Here is a 23,849-nt window from a genome sequence, read left to right on the forward strand (position 1 = left end):
ATAATTCGATGAAAAAACTGAAAGTTGTCACTGTTGTCGGAACGCGCCCGGAGATCATCCGCTTGTCTCGGGTGATGGCGCGTCTGGACGAGCACTGCGAACACATCCTGGTGCACACCGGGCAGAACTACGACTACGAGCTGAACGAGATCTTCTTCCAGGACCTGGGCATCCGCAAACCGGATCATTTCCTGAATGCCGCCGGCGCAAGTGGTGCGGAAACCATCGGTAACGTGATCATCGCCGTCGACAAGGTGCTCGCCGAGGTCAAGCCAGAGGCTTTGCTGGTGTTGGGTGATACCAACAGCTGCATGGCAGTTCTGCCGGCCAAGCGTCGCAAGATCCCGACATTCCACATGGAAGCGGGCAATCGTTGCTTCGACATGCGCGTGCCTGAAGAAATCAACCGCCGGATTGTCGACCACACGGCGGACATCAACCTGACCTACAGCACCATTGCGCGTGACTACCTGCTACGTGAAGGGTTGCCGGCCGACCAGATCATCAAGACCGGCAGCCCGATGTTCGAGGTGCTCGAGCACTACCGTGCCGGGATCGATGCCTCCGACGTGTTGCAACGTCTCGCGCTGGAGCCTGGCAAGTTCTTCGTGGTCAGCGCCCACCGAGAAGAGAACATCGACTCCGACAAGCACTTCCTCAAGCTGGTCGATGTGCTCAACACCGTGGCCGCCGAATTCGACCTGCCGGTGATTGTCTCCACGCACCCGCGCACCCAGAAGCGTGTCGATGCCATGGGCGTTGTCTTCCACGCCAATGTCCGCCTGCTCAAACCCCTCGGGTTCAAGGACTACAACAAACTGCAGTCCGAAGCGCGTGCCGTGCTTTCCGACAGCGGCACCATCAATGAAGAAGCGTCGATCCTGAACTTCCCGGCGTTGAACATCCGCGAAGCCCACGAGCGGCCGGAAGGGATGGAAGAAGCGGCAGCGATGATGGTCGGTCTTGAGGTCGAGCGTGTGCTGCAAGGCTTGAGCATCCTTGAGCAGCAGGCGCGTGGTGATACCCGCAGTCTGCGTCTGGTCGCCGACTACAGCATGCCGAATGTCTCCGACAAGGTTGTGCGCATCCTCCACAGTTATACCGACTATGTGAATCGCGTGGTCTGGAAGCGCTACTGAATCGGAAGGTATCGATGCCCGCTGAAAAAATGCGCGTACTGGTCGTCACACAGTACTTCTGGCCGGAAAACATGCGGATCAATGACATGGTCCGCGACTTTACCTCGAGGGGTCACGAAGTCACGGTGTTGACCGGACGTCCCAACTATCCGGAAGGGCGTATCTACCAGGCGTACAAAGACGATCCGCAAGCGTTCTCGTGCTACGAAGGTGCACAAGTCGTTCGTGTTCCGCTGGTGCCTCGCGGCAAGCGCAGCGTGCAGTTGGTGCTCAACTACCTGTCGTTCTGTGTGCTGGCGACCTTGCTGGGCGCGTTCAAGCTTCGCGGGCGCAAGTTCGACGCGGTGTTCGTCTATGCCGTTTCGCCAATTCTGGCGGCCATCCCTGCGGTGGTGATCGGGAAGCTCAAGCGGGCGCCAGTGTTTGTCTGGGTCCTTGACCTGTGGCCTGAGACGTTGCGGGCCGTCAACGTCATCCATGACCGCCGCTTGCTGGGTCTGGTGGGCAAAGTGGTGTCGTGGATCTACAACCGCACCGACTACTTGCTGTTGCAATCCCGAGGCTTCTTCGAGAACGTTCGCGGTTACTGCACGCGCAAGATCGACAGCGAGCGGTTGGTGTACTTCCCGAGCTGGGCCGAGGACGATTTCTCGGTTCCGATGGACAAACCCTGCGCATTGATCCAGCCGGATCCGTCGGTGTTCACCGTGGTGTTCGCAGGCAACATCGGGGAAGCCCAGGACTTTCCGGCCATCATTGATGCAGCTCAGGCGCTGCGCGGTGATGTTTCAGTACGCTGGGTCATCGTGGGAGACGGGCGGATGAGCCCTTGGCTTGCCGAGGAAGTACGCAACCGCGGGCTGGAGAATGTCCATCTGCTCGGCCGCCACCCGCTGGAAGAAATGCCCCCGCTGTTTGCCCAAGCGGATGCGTTGCTGGTGTCGCTGCGTACCAACGATGTCTTCGAGCAGACCATCCCAGGCAAAGTGCAGGCCTATCTCGCTTCGGGCCGGCCGGTGCTGGGCATGATCAATGGCGAGGCTGCCCGGGTCATCGATGCATCGGGTGCCGGATTCGCTTGTGCCTCGGGGGACGGCGAAGGCTTGGCAAGCATTACCCGCAGGATGGCCACGCTTGCGCCCGAGCAGCGACAGGCGATGGGCAACAGCGGTCGTCGTTACTACGAACAGGAGTTCGCCCGCCAGGTCTTGCTGTCGCGACTGGAACAACTGTTTGGCGACGCCACTTTACGAAGGACAAGTCGATGAACCACAGCGTATTTCTCACTGGAGCCAGCGGCTTCGTGGGCAGTGCCGTATTGCGCCGGTTGCAGGCTGATGGTGTGCCTACGGTCGCCACGGTGCGTGGTGCCGACGCATCATTGCCGGCACCGGTGAAGACCGTTCGCTTCAAATCGTTCGAAGAGGCAGGCACTTGGGGCGACGCACTGGAAGGTTGTGAGGTGGTCATTCATTGCGCGGCTCGCGTTCATGTCATGAACGATGCCGAAGCCGATCCGCTGAGCGCCTTCCGCAAGGTCAATGTCGATGGAACTCTGGCACTCGCACGGCAGGCCGTCGCCGCCGGGGTCAAGCGCTTCATCTTCGTCAGTTCGATCAAGGTCAATGGCGAAGGCACGGAACCCGGGCGGCCTTATACCGCTGACGACCAGCCTCAACCTCAGGATCCCTACGGCATCTCCAAGCTCGAAGCCGAAGTTGCACTGCAGGCGCTGGCCAGGGAATTGGGTCTGGAAGTGGTGATCATTCGCCCGGTACTGGTCTATGGTCCCGGGGTCAAAGCCAATTTCGAGTCGATGATGCGCTGGTTGAGCAAAGGGGTTCCGTTGCCGTTCGGTGCGCTGCAGAACAGTCGCAGTCTGGTTGCACTCGACAACCTGGTCGATCTGGTGGTGACCTGCATCGGCCACCCTGCAGCGGCCAACGAAGTGTTCCTGGTCAGTGATGGCGAGGATCTCTCTACCACCGCGCTGCTGCAACGCATGGCACGGGCGCTGGGTAAGCCGGCACGCCTGTTGCCAGTGCCGGCCTGGATCCTCAGCGGCACGGCAAATCTGCTCGGTCGTCAGGCGTTGTCCAAACGGTTGTGCGGCTCGTTGCAGGTAGATATCGAAAAAACACGCAAGGTGCTTGGCTGGCAGCCACCAATGGGTGTGGATGCCGCGCTCGGAGCGACTGCCCGACACTTTCAGGAAACGTCGAATAAATGATGCTCTTGTGGCTTTTACCCGCTGTCCTGCTGTGCTCGCTGATCATGACTGGAATGTTGCGACGTTATGCATTGGCCAAAAACATTATTGATGTACCGAATGCCCGCAGCTCGCATTCGATCCCCACGCCACGCGGCGGCGGGGTGTCGATCGTTCTCGCGTTCATCGCTGCACTGGCAGTGATGGCCTTCCAGCCGGGCGATCAGGCTGACGCTTTGATTGCCTTGGGCGGTGCTGGTGCGGTGATCGCCGTGCTGGGTTTCATGGATGATCATGGCCATATCGCCGCACGTTGGCGGTTGCTCGGGCACTTTGTCGCCGCTGCTTGGATTCTGGGTTGGCTGGGAGGCCTGCCAGCCCTGCAGGTATTCGGCTGGACGCTCGACCTGGGCTGGTTGGGGGCGGTGCTGGCGGCGGTCTACCTGGTCTGGCTGCTTAACTTGTACAACTTCATGGATGGTATCGATGGCATTGCCAGCATCGAGGCAATCACCGTCTGCCTCGGAGCTAGTCTGCTTTACTGGTTGAACGGGCAACCGAGCCTGATGACTCTGCCGCTGTTGCTGGCGGCGGCGGTGGCAGGGTTCCTGTTCTGGAATTTCCCGCCGGCGAAGATCTTCATGGGCGATGCGGGTAGCGGATTCCTTGGGATCGTCCTGGGCGGCCTGTCGCTGCAGGCCGCCTGGATGTCCTCCCAACTGTTTTGGTGCTGGCTGATTCTGCTGGGTGTGTTCATCGTCGATGCCAGCTACACACTGATTCGCCGACTGTTGCGGGGCGACAAGGTATACGAGGCGCATCGCAGTCATGCTTATCAGTACGCCTCTCGCCGACAGGGCAGGCACCTGCCCGTGACCCTGGCGGTTGCGGCATTGAATGTCTGCTGGCTGCTGCCGGTTGCCTTGAGCGTGCTGCTGCTCGACGTCGACGGTGTGTTGGGGCTGGTTATTGCCTACGTGCCTTTGGTGCTGATTGGGGCCTATTACCGCGCCGGTAGTCTGGAACAGTGACTGCGCGATGAAATGGACGAAGAGTCAGTCAATGAGAATCACAGCAAAAGTCTGGGAGCCTATGAACAAAGTGCGCAAAAAACTGCTCGGATTGCCACGTCGGCACAAGCGCATGTTGCAGGTGATGACTGACGTCATCCTGGTATGGATCGCGTTGTGGTTGGCATTCGTGGTCCGACTGGGCATCGATGAGCTGGCCAACCCGCTGATCGACCACACCTGGTTGTTCCTTTGCGCGCCCGTCGTCTCCATCCCGCTGTTCATCCGCTTTGGGCTGTATCGTGCAGTGATGCGCTATTTCGGCAACGACGCCCTGATTGCCATCATCAAGGCAGTGACGCTTTCCGCGTTGATCCTCGGTTTCATCATCTACTGGGCCAGTAACCACCAGAACGTCGTGCCACGCTCGATCACCTTCAACTACTGGTGGTTGAGCCTGATCATGATCGGCGGGTTGCGCCTGGCCATGCGTCAGTACTTCCTGGGTGACTGGTTCGCCACGGCGGTCCAGCATGTGCCGTTTGCCCATCGCGACGACGGCCTGCCGAAGGTCGCTATCTACGGCGCCGGCGCGGCGGGTAACCAACTGGTGGCGGCCTTGCGGATGGACAGGGCGATGCGCCCGGTCGCGTTCATCGATGACGATGCCAGCATCACTGACCGTGTCATTGCCGGGCTGCAGGTCTATCGCCCTGAACAGTTGGAGCAGATGATCGATGTAACCGGAGCCCAAGAGATTCTTCTCGCCATCCCTTCATCGACGCGTACCCGCCGCCGTGAAATTCTTAATTTCCTTGAGGGTTACCCGCTGCATGTGCGCAGTGTGCCCGGCATCATGGACCTGGCCAGTGGCCGGGTGAAGGTCGATGATATTCAGGAAGTCGATATCGCTGACTTGCTTGGGCGAGATACAGTGCCAGCTCAAGGCGATCTGCTCGAGCGTTGCATCGCCGAACAGACGGTGCTGGTCACCGGCGCAGGCGGCTCGATCGGTTCGGAGCTTTGCCGGCAGATCCTCGGTCAGGGGCCGAAGACATTGCTGTTGTTCGACCACAGTGAATTCAACCTCTACAGCATCCTCTCCGAGCTGGAGCAGCGTGTTGCCCGCGAAGCGTTATCCGTCTGCCTGCTGCCGATCCTCGGCTCCGTACGAAACCAGGCACAGATGCTCGACATCATGAAAACCTGGCGCGTCGACACCGTGTACCACGCCGCAGCCTACAAACACGTGCCGATGGTCGAGCACAACATCGCCGAAGGCTTGCTGAACAACGTGATCGGCACGTTGCACACGGCCCAGGCTGCGTTGCAGGCTGGCGTGTCGAATTTTGTGCTGATCTCGACCGACAAGGCCGTGCGCCCGACCAACGTGATGGGCAGTACCAAGCGTCTGGCTGAAATGACCCTGCAAGCGCTAAGCCGTAACGTGGCGCCGGTGCTGTTCGGTGACAGTGGCAACGTCTCGCAGGTTAACAAGACCCGTTTCACCATGGTGCGTTTCGGCAATGTGCTGGGCTCATCGGGCTCTGTGATTCCGCTGTTCCACAAGCAGATCAAGGCCGGTGGCCCGCTGACCGTCACCCACCCCAAGATCACCCGTTATTTCATGACCATCCCAGAAGCGGCGCAGTTGGTGATCCAGGCCGGCTCCATGGGCAGGGGCGGCGACGTGTTCGTCCTCGACATGGGCGAGCCGGTGCGGATTGTCGAGCTGGCAGAAAAGATGATTCACCTGTCCGGGTTCAGCGTCCGCTCCGAGCGTAACCCGCTGGGTGACATCGCTATCCAGTTCACCGGGCTGCGTCCGGGCGAGAAGCTCTATGAAGAACTGCTGATTGGCGATAACGTGATCGCAACCCGGCACCCCATGATCATGAGTGCCAGCGAAGACTTTCTGCAGTGGGACGAGCTCAAACATGCGTTGAGCCAGTTGCTGGAGGCTGCGGCCAATGACGACTTCGTGCGGGTTCGTCAGTTGCTGCGCGAGACGGTGATCGGCTATACGCCGGATGGGGAAATCGTCGATTGGATCTACCAGCAGCGGCGGATCGAGCCATGAGCAAGGTACGGTTTTTGTTATGATATTGCGCTAGCGACTTCAGGATGGCAGTTGAATTGGCCTGCGCGAAGGTTGTGCGTATTAGACGTTTTTGAGGTGTTTTAGTTTCAGCGAGCCAATAAGGACGATGGTCAGGGAACATTGGTTTTCGCTGGGCTTTTGCATCGCTTTAAAAGGCTGGTAATGGTGATCAAGAATTTATTCATATATGGTAGTTGTGTCTCCAGGGATATCTTCAACCTCGAAGAGAGTCGAGTGTTCAGGATAACCGATTACTATGCCCGGTCCTCGATGGCCTCGTTGTGTAGCACGCCCTACCTCGACACAGAGGCGCTGGACCGCATCCCCTCGGCATTCCGCAGGCGAATGGTCAAGAACGACTTCACAAAAAGGTTGCTGGCTGAAACGGACAGGCTTCAAGCAGCTGACGTCATTCTGATTGACTTGATCGATGAACGCTTCGATCTGGTGGTCCTGCCGTCGGGCCAGATGATCACTCGCTCGAATGAGCTGGATGAAAGTGGCTTCCTGAACGGGAGTGAGGTAAGACGCTATCGAGTAATTCCGCACGGCTCTGACGAACATCGCAAAATATGGCTGAAGGGCGTGCGAACGTTTTTGGCATTGTTGAAAACGCTGAACAAGCTCGACTGTGTGATCGTCAACGAGGTGTTTTGGGCTTCTCGATTCGATTTCGAAACTCGAACGGCCTTCCCGGTGGCTGCTGCAGTCGTGGAGAAAGCGAACAAGGAGCTTGCGTGGATGTACGCGGCACTGGAAAAGGAGCTGGATAGAAACCAGTTCATCAGCTTTTATCCTGCGCTTTTAACGGCTGACCCGGAGCACCGCTGGGGCGTCTCGCCGTTCCATTACAGTGAACAATATTACCAGTCGGCGCTTGAACAGATATTGGTAAAGGCAGGGCTTGGCAAAGGATCAAGCGCCTATTGCGAAACACAGGAACTTATTCGAGCACCGCGGGTTTCTTCAGGAGTGAGGCTTACACTGGACGCTTACATGGCCGGGGAAGAGATATTCGCGCACTGTACGCTGGACAGGGGCGGCCAGGCCTGTGAGGGTGGGGACTACGCGTTTTACCTGATGATAGACGGTGTGCGTCATGACATGCGCTGGTATGAAGTGTCACCGAATGCGCGATTTGATAGACCTGGGGTGCTTGGGGAGTTGCAGGTTGTCGCATTCTACAAGGATGACTTGGATGAAAAACTCATTGCAAAGTCGAGGGTGATCTCGGAAGGCGAAGTCTAGACCCTGTTGAAGGGCGTGCGCCGACTCATTTGTTCAAACAGTCCATTGAGCAAATGAGGGAGGCAGCGATCGCATTACTGGAGCGGTTCAGGGGCAGCGGCTTCGATGCGTTGAGTGCGCCCGAGAATATCAGGTATCAAGCTCAGCGCAGCGTGGTAGTCGCGTCGGTTGATGTGCCGCTCAAAGGAGAACATGAACGACGCCAAGACAGTGCCGTCCCCGCTCAAGTCCTGTGCGTCAGCCCTCACGTCGAGTACTTCACGGGTGACGTCAAGGAGCTTCGCGTGATCGTTCAGTGGCCAGTAGGTGCCGGCGGGCTCCAGGATCCAATTGCCCCAATGCAATAGCGATAGCTCGCCATTTTCATTCTTCACCAAGGTGTCAGTATTGGTGTCCAGGGCAATCAATTGGCGCGGAAGCTTGCTGAGGTGGCGCTTGATTATTTCAAGATTGTCGGCGAGCAAACGGATTTTTTCTTGATCCTCCGACGTGATCGCGTAGAGCTTCAAGTGATCCAGCATTTCAGTATTTAGGCGATCCTCCAGATAGCTCTTGGAACGCTCATATTTGTTGAGGAGCGCTTTCGGCGGAGTAAGCTTCATTAGACTGCCCAGCAGCTCCAGCGTGCTGAGCGTGTATTCCCGACCTGCCAACTTGTTAATCTGCGACCATTCGAAGATATGGTAGCTGACATCGTTGAGTGCCCCGGTCTTCTTCAGCGGTGGGCAAGGCAGATTTTTGAACTGGGTAATAAGCGCATGCTCTTGCGAGGCGGGGTACGTGCGGCTGGCGTCGAACAGCTTGATGATAAAGGCTTGCTCGACGAGGTCCGTTTTGCAATGAACTTCATAGCAATAGATATCGGGATGACCCAGCTGAAAATTCCTGACATCGGTAACGGTGAACGGACCATTGAACAGCGAAGTGAGGATCTCGGGTATCCATTGCTCTCGCTGTTCAGGCGAGAACAGCGAATGAATACTTTCATTGGCTTGATTCTGCAGCAGAACCAGCGGTTGGTTATGGAAGAAGAGGGCGCTGACGCGCAGGTGTTGCGAGCGTAGCATTATCCATTTTATAACAAACCCGACCAGTCGTTGCAGCGCTTGCCTGACCAGCAGGAGCGAAAGCATCGCGACAAAAGCTGATGGCGGGGTGAAGTACAGGAAGTCACCAATAACGCCAAAGAAAATAGTCAGGAAAACAAAGCCGGATACTGCGTTGAGTATCGCTTGATAATGATTGATCAAGGCCCTGCGCAGTCGCGTAGAAAAGCGATAGGCTAAACAGGCCGCCGTGTAGAAGAGTAAGGTGCTGGCCGTTACCAGGGTGAAGACGAGCGGGTAGACGAGGCAGAGGATTGCACCCGACATGAAGAAGAACAGCAACTCCGAAAGCCCACGCGTAAACCGTGAGTAGGCATGGATGGCAATGGAGTCCTGGTTGTCGAACAAGACAATTTTTTTGGTTCTGGATATCAGTAGGCGAGCGCCGTTGGCAGTAATTTTGGTAGCGGCGAGTTCGAATGCCAGATGCGCCGCAAATGAAAACAACGCGCTGATGCTCAGCCAAATTACAACAGCGTCCAGCGAGTAGGCCTTCAACTGCTCTGGAAAATAAGAAGGGATACTGCCTGAGCCGAGGACGATGACCGCTTTGATAGGAAGAAAAAAGGCCAACAGCAGAAGTAATTGGCTAAAGATATACAGAAATTGAACGGACGTGGTGTGAAGCGGTGCCGTCCTCAGGAATTTTTTGCCCAGTGAATAGGACCAGCGCATGCAGTGATTGAGTTCGGTGTTCAGATGCGGTGTCATAAGGCTTGGCAAATAAAAAAATGCGAAACCGAATTTAGCATTCGATGCCGTGAGCGTCAAGTTTTTGCGTATTTAAAGCGACCGGGCGGAGGGGGAGTGGCTCAGGCTTTGGTAGTTTGCTTGGTTGCTTTGCGCATTTTCAGAAGGTCGAGTGCCATGTTTTTGACAATGTATTTTCGGGAGAACTTGTTGACGAAGTCGCGCCGATCGGTTGTCCCAATGTGCAAGTTATCCAGCGCGGTAAGTGCAGACTCAACATCGCAAGGTGAGAAAATTCCCACATTGGAAATGTGTTCCGAAGCAAACTTCGCAGAGTAGCCGCTGAGCCCGCCGAGAATCGGCTTCTGTGTGGCCGCGTATTCGAACAGCTTTGACGGTATTACATTTCTCAGTGATGGCAGGTCATTCAAGTGGAGGAACAGCACGTCCGCCTTCTGATAATGAGCAAGCAGTTCGGTACGCTTCATCGGCTCGATGATTTCAACATTCTTGACTTCCTGTTGAGCGAGCGCGAGTTTCAGCGGTTTGACCGCACTGCCGCCGCCGACAATGACAAACTTTGCCTTGCAGGACAGTCGGTTGGCCAGTTGCGGGATGATATGGTGCAAGCCTTGGCCCGTGCCGATGTTGCCAGCATAGAGGATATTGATATGGCGTTGTGTGTGTCTTTCTACCGTCACGGAATTTTCAATGAAGATGTCATCGACACCGTTGGTGTAAACCGTGATGGGCTTGTTGGGGTAGCGTGACTTGAAGTACGTCACAAATCCCGGAGATGCCAGATTGACCGAGTAGGCCTGTTTAACGGTCCATCGCTCAATGTGTCGGAAGAACCAGGCAGCCGAAGTACCCAGGGGCGAAGGCAATAGATCGGGCAGCGTATCGGTCAGGAGATCCCTGAGGTCCAGAAAAAGCTTGGCGTGGACTTTCTTCGCGACCCAGGCTCCCAGTGTGGCGGTCATCATGCGTGATGAAGTGGCGAACACCAGGTCATATTCCTGGGCTTTTATGGCTTGAGCGACGCCCCGTGCGTACTGGGCAAACAAGGCCGCCTGAGCGAGTACACCGCTGCCGCATGAAGCGACGGGGATTCGCTTGATGGTAACGGGGCCATTGTGTTCCAGGGCTGACGCCTGCGGGGAAAAGCTGTTGTACCGGCTCGGCTGGGTTGTGAACACGGTGATCGTGACGTTTTCCTGGGTGTTCTGCAGCAGAGAGTTAACCAGTGCTTTTGTCCGGAAAGAGCCGGCGGACAGGTCAGGCGGGTAGTAGAACGTCAGGATCAGGATCTTCACGGTTATGCCGCTTCAGGTTTTGCGTGGGAGGTTGCTGCTTTGTAGATGTCCAGCAAAAGGCTCTCCTGACTTTCCCAGGTCAGGTATTTTGCTGCCTTTTTCGAGTTCTGCGCTAGGCGCTTGCGCAACGTGGGGTCCTCGATAAGCCTGTTCAAGCAGTCGACGAAAGCGTCATCGTTATCAGCAGGGGCCAACAGCCCAACTTGATAATGATTTACGATCTTCCTGATTTCCGGGAAGTTGGTAGCGACCGAGGGAATGCCGGCAATAATGTACTCGAACAGCTTGTTCGAATCGGTACTGAAGTGATTGAAGCAGGTGTTCTCGATCGGTTGTACAGCGATATCAGCGGACGCCGTATATTTGGGAAGTTCAGCCAGTGCCACCGTCGGGATAAAGTGCACCCGATCCTGAAGGCCAAGGCTGTCACGCAGGTCGATCAAGCTCTGAGTGAGACGGCCACCGCCGATCAATACCACATGGGCTTGCTTGAGGCGAGCCGTGCAACGAACCAGTTTCTCCAGGCCTCTACCGCTTTGAATACCACCTTGGTACAGAACGATCGGGCAGTCGTCGGCGATGCCCAGTTCCTGGTGAAGTCGGCGGCTGCTGGCGCATGCCTGGTAGCGGGGGCGATTCTGAAGAACGACGGGTCGTTCGATATTGTACAGTCGGGCAAGGTATTTGGCTCGAGTTTCCGTCGTCGTGATGACGGCGAACGCCCGAGGTATCAAGAATTTTTCGACCTGCGCTACAACTTTTGCAAGTCTGCGATAGCCCTCTCTGCTTGTGCTGATTTCGTGCGCGTCATAAACCAGTTTGGCGCGGGTTATGACGGAGGCCAGCCAGGCGGTAGGCAAGGTATTCACGTCGTGCGAATGAATAATGTCGGGTCGAAAACGGACGATCTTCAACAGTAACACCAAATGTGTCCATGCACGGGTGACCACCCGGAGCGCAGAAACATGGGCTGGGCTTGGCGTCATTTTAGCGGGCGCCGGCGCCAGTGTTGGCGTAGAGGTCAACGGCTGGCGGGAAGCTTTAGGCTTTCTCCAGCGCCACAGCGGTGAACGATCGACACGGCACACATCCAAGTTCTTCTGCAGTATCTCGGTTCTTGAGGTCTTTCCGGGTGTATGCAGAGCAAAAACCCTAACAGAATAATCTGAGGTCGCGAGTGTTTGTGCTTCTTTTAATACGCGTGCGTCATTGACGAATTCATTCCACACAATCATCGCGACCTTTGTCACTGCTTTACCTACTTCTCGATTATATCCATTAGGTGCCATGTGGCCTGACTCAGAAATGAATCAGCTCTCGGTCCAGTAGATATTTACCTTGGTGGAGTTGGCGTTATTTTCGCTGGACTCTTTGAAGGTAGCGCCGATGGTGGAAAAGCCGGTTTTCTTGTAGTGGACCTTGAACAAATCTGCAGTGTCTTCCATTACGCTGCGCTGGAAGCCCTGGTTCTTCAGCTGCGTGTAGATGTCGTTCTCGGCCACTTTGGCGAGCACGTTGGCTTTCATTTGATATTGCTTCATTTTACCGTTGGCGGTGTCTTTTGCGTACTCTTTGAAGTCATCACCGGTGGCGTTCAGCTTTTCGCCAGTCTGCAGGACGATGGTGTGGCCCGCTGCGCTGGTGGCGCTTTGTGCGGCAGGTGCTTGGGCTGCTTTTTTCTCGCTTTCAGCGCCACAGCCGAAAAGGGCCAGGGACATCAGGACTGCTGCAGCTGCTTTGATTTTCATGTTCATAACTGTGCTATTCATCATTAAGGGTGAGTTGAGGGTTGCTTATTGGGCAATGAGTGCCAATTCTTTGTCGATGATGCTGGCCTTCGCGGTCTGATTGATCACGCGTTGGTGAGCAGCGGCCGACATCTTGTTGAACAGTTCCGCAGACTCGATGATCTTTTTCATGCCGTCTGCCATGCCTTGGGCATCATCAGCGCCGGCGAGAACACCACAATCTTTGCTGACGAATTCCGGAATGGCGGTCACGCCATTGGTAATTGCAATCAGACCGGATGACATGGCCTCGTCTCGGGACACGCCCTGGGCATCCATACGGGTCGGGCAGAGGAACATGCCGTAGTCTTTGTGCAACGCTGCGATCTGATCGTGCTTGAGGAAGCCACGCTCGATCTTGACGTTGGGGAACTCGCGCAACGGTGCCAAGGTGTCTTCAAACAGCGTGCCGTCACCGATCATGCGGAACTCAAGCTTCTCGAAGAAGGGTTCGCTCGCGAGCAGCTTGATAGCAGCCACGCTGAGGTCGTTCGCATACTTCGCCGACGCATAAGGACGGATGGACAAGATCTTGAAGCGCTGGTCTTCCGATTTCTTCTGATACTTGAACATATCAGTGTCAATCGGGTTATGGATGATCTCGTAGCTGCCTTCCGGCAGTCGGAAACCGATGTCTTCCATCACTTCTTCGGCGAAGTAGCGAGACACGAACACCAGCTTCAGATTGGCAGGCATGTTGCCGAGCGTTTCGCGCCAGAAGGTCATGCGCTTCTCGCTCTCGATCTTGGCCACCGCCAGCTGGGCTGCATCGGAGTAGTTGTACTCTCGGCGCCACCACGGCTGCACTTCTGCACCGTGTACCCATACCACCACTTTGACCTTGTGCGTGAAGCGCTTGAGCACTTCCCACATGTCCGGATCAAGGAAGTGCACGAGCACACTCTTGTACTGCCCGCTTTCCAGCATCTTGCTGAGCGTGGACTGGCAACCGGTCACCACATCGACATTCTGGAACTCGTAGTAACTGACCGCTTCGTTTTTACGAAGGCGGAAGATGTCAACGCTGAGGCCTTGCTCCTGGTAAGCCATGGCGCGGCTGTGGACAAACCCGTTGCGATACAGGTCGGTATACGCAGGGTAATGGTTGGTCACCACCAGGTGCTTGGATCGACCCAGCATTTCCGAAGGTTGCAGGTCGCGATGGCCCAGTACCAGCGCCTTGATCTCAGTATTGCCAGCCGCATAAGCGCGCAGGCCGAAACGTACGAAGCTGGCTTCAGGCGGAACGTCGGAAGTCTGGTTGCGGTTGGCATGCTGCATGACGTGGGTGATCCGCTGTTTCTCGGCGTCGAGGAACAGCACTACCAATTGCAGGTTCAGGCCAGGCGTGCAGTCGAGGTACAGCTTGAGCTGGCGGTCCTGGATGTTCAGCTGATCGAGGCTGACTTCTTTTAGGGCATAGACATATTCATGCTTGCCGTCTGCAAGTTTGGAGCTGATACGCCAGTCATCAGCGTCGACCTGCAAGTCGAGGAACTTGTTGTGCTTGACCCCGAAGATTTCCGCCAGGCCTCGGCCGGAGATTTCCGGCGAGTCATGGCTGACTTCCAGCGGTGCGATGGCTTGGGCGCGGGCCTGCAGCTGATCGATGGTCATGCCCAGGTTCAGTTCCAAGTCATCGACCTTGCTGCTAATGCGATCGTGTTGCGCTGCGCCGTTTTCGCAATAGTTGAACGGGTCGATGGCCAAGCCTTGCTCGTGGTTGTACTGCAGCGACGGCAAGCTCTTCAACCAGCTGCGCAGCGGCTGGGCGGCAATGATTTCGGTCGCGACTAGCGAGCGACGCGCGCTGAGCGATTGCGTCGGGCGGTAGGCCTGTTCGTTCGACTGCAGTTCAACCTGCTGGCCTTTGCTGGTGAAGTGCGAAGCCTTGCCAATCACCTGTGCGCGGCTGTAGCGGGTTGCCAGTGCCAGGTCGAGCAGGTAGTTGGGGCCGTAGTAGTCGCCAGGCACAAATGCAGCAACCCAAGGGGAATTGCCTACCAGTTCTCCGAGGCTGGTTTTCTTTAGCTGAGCAGGCTTGAGCACCAGGATGCGCGGGTCTTCGGCCACGATGCTGCTCTGATAGGCATCACTGATGATGACCATCCGCACTTGGCTGTAGACCTGGCGATCTAGGTGAGCGCGCAGCATGTCGAATTGCTTGCGGTCCTGAGCTTCGCAGATGACCACGATCTCAGGCAGGCGCTGTACTTTCGCGTTGCCACTGACTTTGCTGAGGATGTAGTCCAGGCGCTGGGTGTAGGTGTGCTCCTGCATTACTTTGCGCAGGGCTGCCAGACGCAGTTTGTCGCTGTTCAGCGGATCCTGGGCCAGCAGTTCCAGGCGACGGTGCATTTCTTCGCCGTTGTCGGTGGTGATGACCAGGTCGCCGAACAATAGGCGCACGCCGCGCGAGAAGTTGCTCACGGTCAGGGTATTGCAGCCGAGTAGCTCGAAGACCCGACGGGCGAACATCGATTGCGACTGCTTGATCGAGTTGAGGTTGATCGCGTAGCGATAACCCTTGTACGCGGTGTCGATCTTCTCGAAGGGCAGGGTGCCGACGATGTACGGCTGGTATTCCTCAGGGAACTGATAGTTCGCGTCGTTCTTGCCGAAGTTACGGTCAAAGATCTCCAACGGACGGAATTTCGGCAGCTCGCAGACAAAGTTGCCCAGGTCGCGGGTGCGCTCTGGATAACGTGCGTAGTAGGCGCCGGCGAAGCAGAAGGCGTCCTTGCGCTCGTACAACTCGATCGGGTTGTGCAGCGCAGGCTGGCAGGCGAACGGCAGCAGGTAGACGCGGTCGTGACCGAGCGCGCCCTTGTAGCGGTGAATGCAGTCGATGTCGGTAGTGAACACGTGGTCGAACTGCTTGGCGGTGGTCAGGAAGGTCTCGAAGTGGACCGGGTCTTCCTTGTTCCAGAACACGGTCGGCACTTTGTTCTGACGGCACCAGTTGAGGATGTCCTGCAGCTCCTGGCTGTTATGGCCGACTTTGCTGCCCCACAGGTCATCTTTACCGCGCCAGGCGGATTCGATGAACAGCAGTTCGGGGCCGAAGCCTTCGATCTCCGCTTTCCAGTTGGAAGGGGTGAGCGGCAACAGGTCGCATTCGTAGCGATAGGAGCCGAAGGTGAACTCATCCATCACGCACGCCATTTTCAGGCGGCTGGCAGGCTGGTCGACCTGGCGCAGCAGCGTCTGGCGGCTTTGTTCACTGGTTGCCAGGGCGGCCGGCAGTTTCAGGTAGTTCTCGTCCTGCACGACCGGTGCTGGCGGCAGCAGTGCCTTGAGCGGTTCGTTGGCCAGGAGCTTTTGCTCGTTCTGCTGGCGTTGCTGGCTGGCTTTGCGGTAGAGGCGCAGCAGGCGAACCGGCAGCTTGACCAGGCCACCCAGGGAGCTGGCGCTGTTCTTGATCTGGTAACCCAGTTGATATGTCATGCTCGCGCGGGTCTTGACCAGGCGTTGCTCGGCCAGGTGGCGCTGGGTATTGGCCCGGTCCAGGTTTTCGTTGAGCTCGTCGATCTTGCGCTGCTGCGCCGCGCTGCGTTCGAGCAGCTCGTTTAGGTTGGCCTTCAGTTGCGGAATCTGCTCGCCGGTCACGGCGCGGTATTTCATGTTGGCAGCGCCCAGGCCTGCTTTGGAGGAGTTGAGCTGGTTCTCCAGCTGGCGACGCAGCGCTTGCCACTGCTCGTTGGTGGCGGCCAGGCTGGCCTCGGCGGCCTGCCGGCTGACGCTTTCGAGCATCAGTTGTTCTTCGAGGGCTTCTTTGGCAGAACTCAGGGCAGCGATGGCTTCTGCCTGCTCGGCACGTGCCTGCGCTGCCTGGGTGTTGGCATCGCCCTGTGCGCGCAACTGCGCTTCCAGTTCACTGCGGTGTTCAACCAGCGAGTGGATGGTGCTGGCTTGGGCCGCGTGCTCACGCTGGCTCTGTGCCTGTAGCTCATTCATGACCTGCAGATGAACTTCCAGTTCGACCTGACGTCCTTCCAGAGCGGAAATGATTTCGGATTGATCGACGTTGGCCTGCTGATTGCGAATCTGAAGTTCGTTCATGGCCTGTCGCTGGTTGACCAGGTCGCCCTCCAGTTCGGCTTGACGTGCTTTCAACAGGGCAATGGTTTCGGCCTGAGCGGCGTCGGCTCGTTGGCTTTGGGCCTGCAATTCGTTCATATACTCCAACTCGCTTTCAAGTTCGGCTTCCAGTTCCGCTTGGCGCATACGCAGCGTAGTGATCATCTCGGTCTGTTCGGCCATGACCTGCTGGCTTTGAGCCTGCAGCGTGTGCATGGCTTGCATCTGGTCTTGCAGTTCGGTTTGCAGAACTGCCTGGCGTTCGCGCAGGGCAGTAATGGTTTCAAGCTGTTCAGCATTGACTTGCAGGGTCAGGTCCTGGAAGTCGACGGCTTCTTGCAGTTGGCCTTCCAGGTCGGCCTGCCGTGATTGCAGGTTGGTAATGGTGGCGAGGTGGGCAGCGTCGGCTTGTTGAGCCTGGGCCTGGAACTCGCTCATTGCCTGTGCCTGGTTTTGCAGCTCGGCTTCAATGGCTGTCTGGTGGGTGCGCAAGGCCGTAATGGTGTCGACATGCTCGGCGTTGGCCTGTTGCGCCTGATCCTGCAGGGCTGCGGCCTCTTCGAGTTGACGCTCAAGTTCGGCTTGCAGTGCCGTCTGGTGTACGCGCAGATCGGCAATGGTTTCGACGTGCGCAGTGTTGGCCTGCTGGGTCTGCTCTTGCAGGTCGACAGCTTCGTGCAGTTGGTTTTCCAGGTTGGCCTGGTACGCCTGCAGGGCTGCAATGGTATCGAGGTGCGCTGCGTCGGCCTGACGGGCTTCGGCCTGGAATGCGCTCATGGCCTGCAACTGATTCTGCAGATCGGCGTCCAGGGCTGCCAGCTGTTCGCGCAAGGCGGCAAGGGTATCGAGGTGCGCCGCGTCGGCTTGCTCGGCTGCCGCTTGGAATTGGTCCATGGTGTGCTGCTGGCTTTGCAGCTCGGTCTCAAGCACAGCCTGTTGTTCGCGCAGGGCAGCGATGGTATCGAGGTGGGCGGCATCGGCTTGTTGTGCAGCAGCCTGGAACTCGGCCATGGTGTGCTGCTGGCTTTGCAGCTCGGTCTCAAGCACAGCCTGTTGTTCGCGCAGGGCAGCGATGGTATCGAGGTGGGCGGCATCGGCTTGTTGTGCACCAGCCTGGAACTCGGCCATGGCGTGCTGCTGGCTTTGCAGCTCGGTTTCAAGCGCAGCCTGTTGTTCGCGCAGGGCAGCGATGGTGTCGAGGTGGGCGGCATCGGCTTGTTGTGCAGTGGCCTGGAACTCGGCCATGGCGTGCTGCCGGCTTTGCAGCTCGGTTTCAAGCGCAGCCTGTTGTTCGCGCAGGGCAGCGATGGTATCGAGGTGGGCGGCATCGGCTTGTTGTGCAGTGGCCTGGAACTCGGCCATGGCGTGCTGCTGGCTTTGCAGCTCGGTTTCAAGCGCAGCCTGTTGTTCGCGCAGGGCAGCGATGGTATCGAGGTGGGCGGCATCGGCTTGTTGTGCAGTGGCCTGGAACTCGGCCATGGCGTGCTGCTGGCTTTGCAGCTCGGTCTCAAGCGCAGCGTGTTGTTTGCGCAAGGCAGCCATGCTGTCGGCTTGCGCAGCACTGGCCTGCAGGGCGTGCTCCTGCTGGGCAGCGGCCTCTTGCAGGTGGTTTTCCAGCTCGGACTCGATGGCCGCTTGGCGCGCGCGCAAGTAGGTAATGGTATCGATGTGAGTGGCGTTGTCTTGCAGAATCTGGGTTTGCTGCTCGCTCAGCGCCTGTAGTTGGCCGTCCAGGGCTTCTTGCTGGGCCTGAAGCTCGGCGATTTTTGCCGCTTTTTCGCTAGCCCGTGTCTCTGCGGCTGTGCGCAGTTGTACTGTCGCCTGCAGTTGCTCATCGGTGGTTCGTTGCACTTGCTGCAGGGTTTCCAGCTCACCCTCGCGCTGGCTCAGCGATGCGCTGATATGCTCGAGACGGTTCGCTTGCTCATCGGCGTTCTGTTGCGCCGCTTGCAATTGAGCCTGGGTGGCGAGCAATTGCTCTTCAAGTGCCAGCGATTTGTTGCCAGCGACGTGCAAGTCGTCTTGCAGTACGCGCTTCTGTTCAGTGAGCTGTTCCAGATCGTCACTGGCTGCGCTCAGCGCCTCGCGGGTCTGGTCGTGCTGGCCCTGCAACTCGCTGAGCCGTTGCTCGGCTTCAGTAAGGCTCTGCAGATGAGCGTCTTCAAGGGCAGCGAACTGCTGCTCAAGCTGTGCGTACTGCTCGGCGGCCGTCAGGCAGTTCTGGTTGGCTTCGCCCAGGGCCGACTTGAGCGAGTCGAGTTCTTCGCTGAGCGCCTGAATGTTGTGGGCGCTGGCATGCAGCGATTCCCGGCTCGAGGCCTCAAGGGCGGCGAAATCGGTTTCGCGCGCCTGCAACTGATGCGCAAGGGCTTCAGCCTTCTGCGTTTCGGTTCTGAGCGCAGCGGCCTGTTCGGTCACCACGCGGTACTTCTTGTTGGCGTCATCCAGGCGCAAGCGGATGTCCTCGAGCTCCTGGGCGTTCTTGCTCTTGGCTTCGAGGATTTCGCGATTGGCATTGCGCAGGGTCGCAATGTCTGCATCACGGGTCTGCAGCTGGCGTGACAACGCTTCGGCTTTCTGAGCCTCTGGCTTGAGCTGGGTAATCTGCTCGGTGGCGGCGCGATACTTCTTGTTCGCCTCTTCCAGGCGCTTGCTGATGGCACCCAGGTTCTCGCGCAGATTGCGCTCGATGTATTCGAAGGCTTTCTCGAGTTCGAGCACGCGCTCGATGGCCAGCGACTCGACGATGCCTGGCTGATGGTTCTCGGTTTTCTGGGCGACGATACCTAGCCACTTGCCGAGCATCTTGATCTCGGTGATCTGCAAGTGTTCGGCCAGCAGCCGGAACGGTTCCATCAGGTAGAACGTGTGCTTGTGGTCGATGAAGTCATTGACCCCAAACGGCACGGTGATCACCAGCCGGCCACCTTGCTTGAGCAGGTCGTTGGCCTTTTCCACGAACAGCTCTGGACGAACCAGGTGCTCGAGGACTTCGCTGATGACAATGGTGTCTGGCTCGACTTCAAGTTTGTCCAGCAAGAGGAAGTCAGAGTTGATGTAAGTGACGTTCTGCTGAACGTGGGCAGGCTCGGTCGACAGGTACCCCTTGGCCTCTTCAATGGCCTGGGGGCTGGTGTCCACACCCGTAACCTGGCAGCCCTCGCGCGCCAGCAGCAGGGGAACGATCCCCTGCGAACAGCCGACATCGAGGATCTTGCGCCCTTTGATCTGGGCGCAGATCCAATGGATCCGGGCTTGGGTCTCTCGCATGAACTGCTCCCCCAGCTTGCCGTAATAGGCCTCCATCACGCGGTCATGTATATCGGCCAAAGGTGACAGCAGCCCATTGTTCACGGTAGGTTTCTCAAGCGTGGTGTTGTTCATGCGGAGTGTTCCATCAACCCTGGGTAACGCCAGCGGCGTCGATCACGAAGGCAGCATCACGGACGGTGAAGGTGCCGCGGAATTCGCGGTGCTTGACCAGCAGTACGTGAATGTCGGCGCTGTCTTGGGCAAAGTCGAAGTCCACGTGCTCGTGGTGCGCCAGGCGCTGAGGCAGGGCTTCGATGTTCGGCTCAACAAGGTGCAGGGTGGCTTCCAGCTCGTTACCCAGGCGCTCGGCGATGCTCAGGGCCGGGCTTTCGCGCAGGTCGTCGATGTCGGCCTTGAAGGCCAGGCCGTAGCAGGCGATCTTGACTTGCTGGGCCGATTTGCCCGGGTTCTTGATCAGGAAGTTGGCGAGGGCCATCTTGACCTTGTCGATCACCCACTCAGGCTTGCTGTCGTTGACCACACGGGCGGTGCGGATCAGGCGCGCTTGCTCTGGGGTCTGGCTGACGATGAACCATGGGTCAACGGCGATGCAGTGGCCGCCTACGCCTGGGCCTGGCTGCAGGATGTTGACGCGCGGGTGGTGGTTGGCCAGGCGGATCAGTTCCCAGACGTCGATTTCCAGCTTGTCGCAGATGATCGACAGTTCGTTGGCGAACGCGATGTTCACGTCACGGAAGCTGTTTTCGGTCAGTTTGCACATCTCGGCGGTGCGGGCGTTGGTGACGATGCACTCGCCCTCGACGAAGGTGCGGTACAGGCGTACGGCAGCTTCCGAGCACTTTTTGGTCATGCCGCCGATGATGCGGTCGTTCTCGACCAGCTCACGCAGCACGTGGCCTGGCAGTACGCGCTCAGGGCAGTGGGCGATGCGGATGTCCGAGGCTTCGCCGTGGGTCTGCGGGAAGCTCAGGTCTGGGCGAGCCTGGGCCAGCCAGAAGGCCATCTGCTCGGTGGCGCCGACCGGGGAGGTCGATTCCAGAATGACCAGGTCGCCCTGTTTCAGTACTGGGGCGATGGCTTTGCTCGCGGACTCGATGTAGCTCAGGTCCGGCTGGTGGTCGTCCATGAACGGCGTCGGCACGGCGATCAGGAAGGCGTCAGCGGCTTCCGGTACGGTGGAGGCACGCAGGAACCCTTCGGTCACAGCGGCGTGAACGACCATGTCCAGCTCAGGCTCGACGATGTGGATCTCACCGCGGTTGATGGTGTCGACCGCGTGCTGGTTAACGTCGATGCCGATAACATGCTTCTTGCGGGCGGCAAAAACGGCGGCCGTTGGCAGGCCGATATAGCCCAGACCTACGACAGAAATCTTGTTGAAGCTCATGCTGCGTCCTTGGAGTTAGAGAACACGGAAAGGGCGTCGAGGATTCGCGCGCACGCTTTTCCGTCGCCGTAGGGGTTGTGGGCAACGCTCATCTCGCGATAGGTCGCGTCATCGGTGAGCAGTTGCACCAAGTGTTCTTTGATCGAGTCGACGTCGGTGCCAACCAGCTTGACGGTGCCCGCCGCGACCGCTTCCGGGCGCTCGGTGGTGTCACGCATGACCAGTACCGGCTTGCCCAGGGCAGGGGCTTCTTCCTGGATGCCACCGGAGTCGGTGAGGATCAGGTACGAGCGGCTCATCAGGTAGACGAACGGCAGGTAGTCCAGTGGCTCGATCAGGTGAATATTGTCGACCCCGGCCAGCAGGCGGTTGACCGGCTCGCGCACGTTAGGGTTGAGGTGGACCGGGTACACCACGTCCACATCCGGGAACTGGCGGGCGGTCTGCACCAGCGCCTGGCAGATGCGTTCGAAGCCATCGCCAAAGTTTTCGCGGCGGTGGCCGGTCACCAGCACCATGCGGCGGCTGGCGTCGAGGAATTCGAACTGTTTTTCGAAGTGGCTCTTGAGCGCTGGGCTTTCCAGCTTGCGGACCACTTCCAGCAGCGCATCGATCACGGTGTTGCCGGTGGTGTAAATGGTCGCGGCGTCGGTGCCTTCCTTGAGCAGGTTGTCACGCGAGGTCGAGGTCGGCGCGAAGTGCAACGCTGCCAGCGTGCCGGTCAGGCGACGGTTGCCTTCTTCAGGCCATGGCGAATACAGGTTGTTGGTGCGCAGGCCGGCTTCGACGTGGGCGATTGGAATCTGCTGGTAGTAGGCCGCAAGGCTGGTCGCCAGGGTCGTTGCGGTGTCGCCGTGAACTAGCACCACGTCCGGCTTGAACTCGGCCAGCACGGGCTTGAGCCCCTGCAGGATGGCCGTGGTCACGTCAGTCAGGTCCTGGCCTGGCTTCATGATGTTCAGGTCATAATCGGGCGTGATCTCGAACAGTTCCAGTACCTGGTCAAGCATCTGGCGGTGCTGGCCAGTAACGCAGACGCGGGACTCGAAACGGTCGTCCTGGGCAAGGTTGAGGGCCAGAGGTGCCATTTTGATGGCCTCTGGGCGGGTGCCAAATACGATGAGGGTCTTGAGGGACACGGCGACGGTCTTCTTTGTGTTAATGAAGGCGGTTAGAACGGGTGCTGGGTGAGGATCTCAGGTACTACGAAATTCGGCCGGGGGGTTGGCCTGGCTGGCACACCGCGCTTTGAATCGAACGGGTCCAGTGGAGGTAGTGAAAAAAATTTCATATTGCTCGGATCCTTCAAGCACAGCAGTTGTCCAATTGCCGCAAATTTATCACTTAGTCATCAGAATGGCATCCCATCTGGCACGTTTTTTTCCCCTGATTCAGGGAATTGGCCTCTTGATATCGAATTATTGGATCCTATTTACTGAAAAGCAATCGATAAAAACGATTGTTTGATGTTATTCAGGCATCATGCCAATTAAATCAATGTAACTGGCGGATGCGACGAACGGGCGGGGCCACAGACGGCAAGCTTCGTGGGAAAAGCAACATCGTTTGGTCTGAATGAAACCAAGTTAAACTGGAATTTACCTAATGGCCCTTTGCCTGTCGCGCGAGTTTCATCAAGGTAGCGCGAAATATGGCATTGCGCCATTATTTTTGGGTCCATGAAGTTGCCTTTGGTGCTGTTCTATTCGGTAACGATTCACTGGGGCGAGTGCCTGTTGCGAAAACAGGCGAACCGCTAGGGTTAGGACGCAGCCACAGGAAAACGGCTGTTCGATTAGACCAACCCAAGGAATATTCATAATGCGTAATACGATTCTGTCCTACCTGCTGATACCGCTGTTCGCCAGCCTGTCCTTCACCCTCAGCGCCGCACCGGCAAGTACCACTGCGGTGCAGGACCCGGTGCCGGTGGTCAGTCAGATGACAGCCCAGCCGTCGCGGCTGGACCTGAACAAGGCCGATGCCGTGACCCTGCAAAAAGAGCTCAACGGGATTGGCAAGACCAAGGCTGAAGCCATCGTTGCCTATCGGGAGGCCAATGGGCCGTTTGCTTCGGTGGATGAGCTGCTGGAGATAAGGGGCATTGGCAGCGCCTTGCTGGAGCGCAACCGGGACAAGGTGATGGTGGAGTAAGGGGAGGGGGCTTGCCCTGCCTCATCGCGGGGCAAGCCAGTACCAGAGGCTAGCGGTCCTGCGCATCCTTGGCATCCGCCTCGGCATTGCGCTCATGCACCTTGCGCAGTTCCTCCTCGGTCAGCGGCAGTTTTTTCGCTGTATCACGTAGCAGCATCAACCCGCCGACAATCGAGCCGAGGGCTAAAATGAGTATCAGCCAGGCATACCAGGGCATTGTCGTTCTCCTTCGATCGTCAGTGGGCGGCACTTGTACAGATTTTGAGCAATTGCCGGATCCTTTGGTTCAATTATAGGAGCCACGCACTGCGGGGCCAATTCCATGACCCGCGGCCCCCAAAGCCTGTGC

General features: G+C 57.8%; 15 protein-coding genes. 7 read left to right on the forward strand and 8 right to left on the reverse strand.

Translation table 11 applies throughout. The annotated features are described in order from the left end of the window. Positions 1–8 precede the first annotated feature (8 nt). The 6 genes from wecB (ACSSU5_RS17325) to ACSSU5_RS17350 all read left to right on the forward strand — a co-directional run bounded on the left by wecB (ACSSU5_RS17325) (position 9) and on the right by ACSSU5_RS17350 (position 7,707). Positions 9–1,139 (forward strand): non-hydrolyzing UDP-N-acetylglucosamine 2-epimerase, encoded by a 1,131-nt coding sequence (wecB, locus tag ACSSU5_RS17325; protein ID WP_492559358.1) that lies wholly within the window; start codon positions 9–11, stop codon positions 1,137–1,139. Positions 1,140–1,153: 14 nt separating this feature from the next. Further along, complete coding sequence (locus ACSSU5_RS17330) at positions 1,154–2,407, forward strand: glycosyltransferase family 4 protein (RefSeq protein ID WP_492559359.1); 1,254 nt, start codon at positions 1,154–1,156, stop codon at positions 2,405–2,407. Beyond that, entirely contained in the window at positions 2,404–3,369 is a 966-nt protein-coding gene (locus tag ACSSU5_RS17335) for a UDP-glucose 4-epimerase family protein (RefSeq protein ID WP_492559360.1), read from the forward strand. The genes ACSSU5_RS17330 and ACSSU5_RS17335 overlap by 4 nt, the downstream gene beginning before the upstream one ends. Beyond that, on the forward strand, positions 3,366–4,379 hold the full coding sequence (locus ACSSU5_RS17340; RefSeq protein WP_492559361.1) for an MraY family glycosyltransferase: 1,014 nt from the start codon (positions 3,366–3,368) through the stop codon (positions 4,377–4,379). Before ACSSU5_RS17335 ends, ACSSU5_RS17340 begins: the two co-directional genes overlap by 4 nt. Before the next feature lie 61 nt (positions 4,380–4,440). Continuing rightward, positions 4,441–6,438: a polysaccharide biosynthesis protein gene (locus tag ACSSU5_RS17345; RefSeq protein ID WP_492561330.1), complete on the forward strand. Its 1,998-nt coding sequence runs from the start codon at positions 4,441–4,443 to the stop codon at positions 6,436–6,438. A gap of 183 nt (positions 6,439–6,621) precedes the next feature. Beyond that, entirely contained in the window at positions 6,622–7,707 is a 1,086-nt protein-coding gene (locus tag ACSSU5_RS17350) for a DUF6270 domain-containing protein (protein ID WP_492559362.1), read from the forward strand. A gap of 74 nt (positions 7,708–7,781) precedes the next feature. Here ACSSU5_RS17350 and ACSSU5_RS17355 read toward each other — a convergent pair whose 3' ends face one another. From ACSSU5_RS17355 to wecB (ACSSU5_RS17385), 7 genes are read right to left on the reverse strand one after another with little or no spacing between them, the layout of a single operon-like run. Continuing rightward, complete coding sequence (locus ACSSU5_RS17355) at positions 7,782–9,584, reverse strand: hypothetical protein (protein WP_492559363.1); 1,803 nt, start codon at positions 9,582–9,584, stop codon at positions 7,782–7,784. 41 nt (positions 9,585–9,625) lie between these two features. Next, a complete protein-coding gene (locus ACSSU5_RS17360; protein WP_492559364.1) occupies positions 9,626–10,819 on the reverse strand; it encodes a glycosyltransferase family 4 protein in 1,194 nt (397 codons plus the stop codon). Between the two features lie 2 nt (positions 10,820–10,821). Continuing rightward, complete coding sequence (locus ACSSU5_RS17365; protein WP_492559365.1) at positions 10,822–12,069, reverse strand: glycosyltransferase family 4 protein; 1,248 nt, start codon at positions 12,067–12,069, stop codon at positions 10,822–10,824. A 60-nt stretch (positions 12,070–12,129) separates the two neighbouring features. Beyond that, entirely contained in the window at positions 12,130–12,567 is a 438-nt protein-coding gene (locus tag ACSSU5_RS17370; protein WP_492559366.1) for a hypothetical protein, read from the reverse strand. Positions 12,568–12,612: 45 nt separating this feature from the next. Continuing rightward, entirely contained in the window at positions 12,613–20,070 is a 7,458-nt protein-coding gene (locus ACSSU5_RS17375) for a methyltransferase domain-containing protein (protein ID WP_492559367.1), read from the reverse strand. A 13-nt stretch (positions 20,071–20,083) separates the two neighbouring features. After that, on the reverse strand, positions 20,084–21,346 hold the full coding sequence (wecC, locus tag ACSSU5_RS17380; protein WP_492559368.1) for a UDP-N-acetyl-D-mannosamine dehydrogenase: 1,263 nt from the start codon (positions 21,344–21,346) through the stop codon (positions 20,084–20,086). After that, the gene (gene wecB, locus ACSSU5_RS17385; protein ID WP_492559369.1) at positions 21,343–22,485 is read right to left on the reverse strand and encodes a non-hydrolyzing UDP-N-acetylglucosamine 2-epimerase; all 1,143 of its coding nucleotides are present in this window, start codon (positions 22,483–22,485) and stop codon (positions 21,343–21,345) included. Before wecB (ACSSU5_RS17385) ends, wecC begins: the two co-directional genes overlap by 4 nt. 682 nt (positions 22,486–23,167) lie before the next feature. Here wecB (ACSSU5_RS17385) and ACSSU5_RS17390 point away from each other — a divergent pair. After that, positions 23,168–23,500 (forward strand): ComEA family DNA-binding protein, encoded by a 333-nt coding sequence (locus tag ACSSU5_RS17390; protein ID WP_492559370.1) that lies wholly within the window; start codon positions 23,168–23,170, stop codon positions 23,498–23,500. 49 nt (positions 23,501–23,549) lie between these two features. Here the strand turns inward: ACSSU5_RS17390 and ACSSU5_RS17395 are convergent, their stop codons facing one another. Next, positions 23,550–23,717, reverse strand: a complete 168-nt coding sequence (locus tag ACSSU5_RS17395; RefSeq protein ID WP_264309813.1) for a DUF2897 family protein — start codon at positions 23,715–23,717, stop codon at positions 23,550–23,552. Positions 23,718–23,849 lie beyond the last annotated feature (132 nt).

The sequence above is a fragment of the Pseudomonas sp. E1MeOHC2 genome (assembly GCF_058745025.1).

Excerpts from the sequence above, each read along its gene's own strand:
- wecB (WP_492559358.1), top strand. The coding sequence starts at position 9 with ATGAAAAAACTGAAAGTTGTCACTGTTGTCGGAACGCGCCCGGAGATC.
- ACSSU5_RS17330 (WP_492559359.1), top strand. The coding sequence starts at position 1,154 with ATGCCCGCTGAAAAAATGCGCGTACTGGTCGTCACACAGTACTTCTGG.
- ACSSU5_RS17335 (WP_492559360.1), top strand. The coding sequence starts at position 2,404 with ATGAACCACAGCGTATTTCTCACTGGAGCCAGCGGCTTCGTGGGCAGT.
- ACSSU5_RS17340 (WP_492559361.1), top strand. The coding sequence starts at position 3,366 with ATGATGCTCTTGTGGCTTTTACCCGCTGTCCTGCTGTGCTCGCTGATC.
- ACSSU5_RS17345 (WP_492561330.1), top strand. The coding sequence starts at position 4,441 with ATGAACAAAGTGCGCAAAAAACTGCTCGGATTGCCACGTCGGCACAAG.
- ACSSU5_RS17350 (WP_492559362.1), top strand. The coding sequence starts at position 6,622 with ATGGTGATCAAGAATTTATTCATATATGGTAGTTGTGTCTCCAGGGAT.
- ACSSU5_RS17370 (WP_492559366.1), bottom strand. The coding sequence starts at position 12,567 with ATGAAAATCAAAGCAGCTGCAGCAGTCCTGATGTCCCTGGCCCTTTTC.
- ACSSU5_RS17375 (WP_492559367.1), bottom strand. The coding sequence starts at position 20,070 with ATGAACAACACCACGCTTGAGAAACCTACCGTGAACAATGGGCTGCTG.
- wecC (WP_492559368.1), bottom strand. The coding sequence starts at position 21,346 with ATGAGCTTCAACAAGATTTCTGTCGTAGGTCTGGGCTATATCGGCCTG.
- ACSSU5_RS17390 (WP_492559370.1), top strand. The coding sequence starts at position 23,168 with ATGCGTAATACGATTCTGTCCTACCTGCTGATACCGCTGTTCGCCAGC.
- ACSSU5_RS17395 (WP_264309813.1), bottom strand. The coding sequence starts at position 23,717 with ATGCCCTGGTATGCCTGGCTGATACTCATTTTAGCCCTCGGCTCGATT.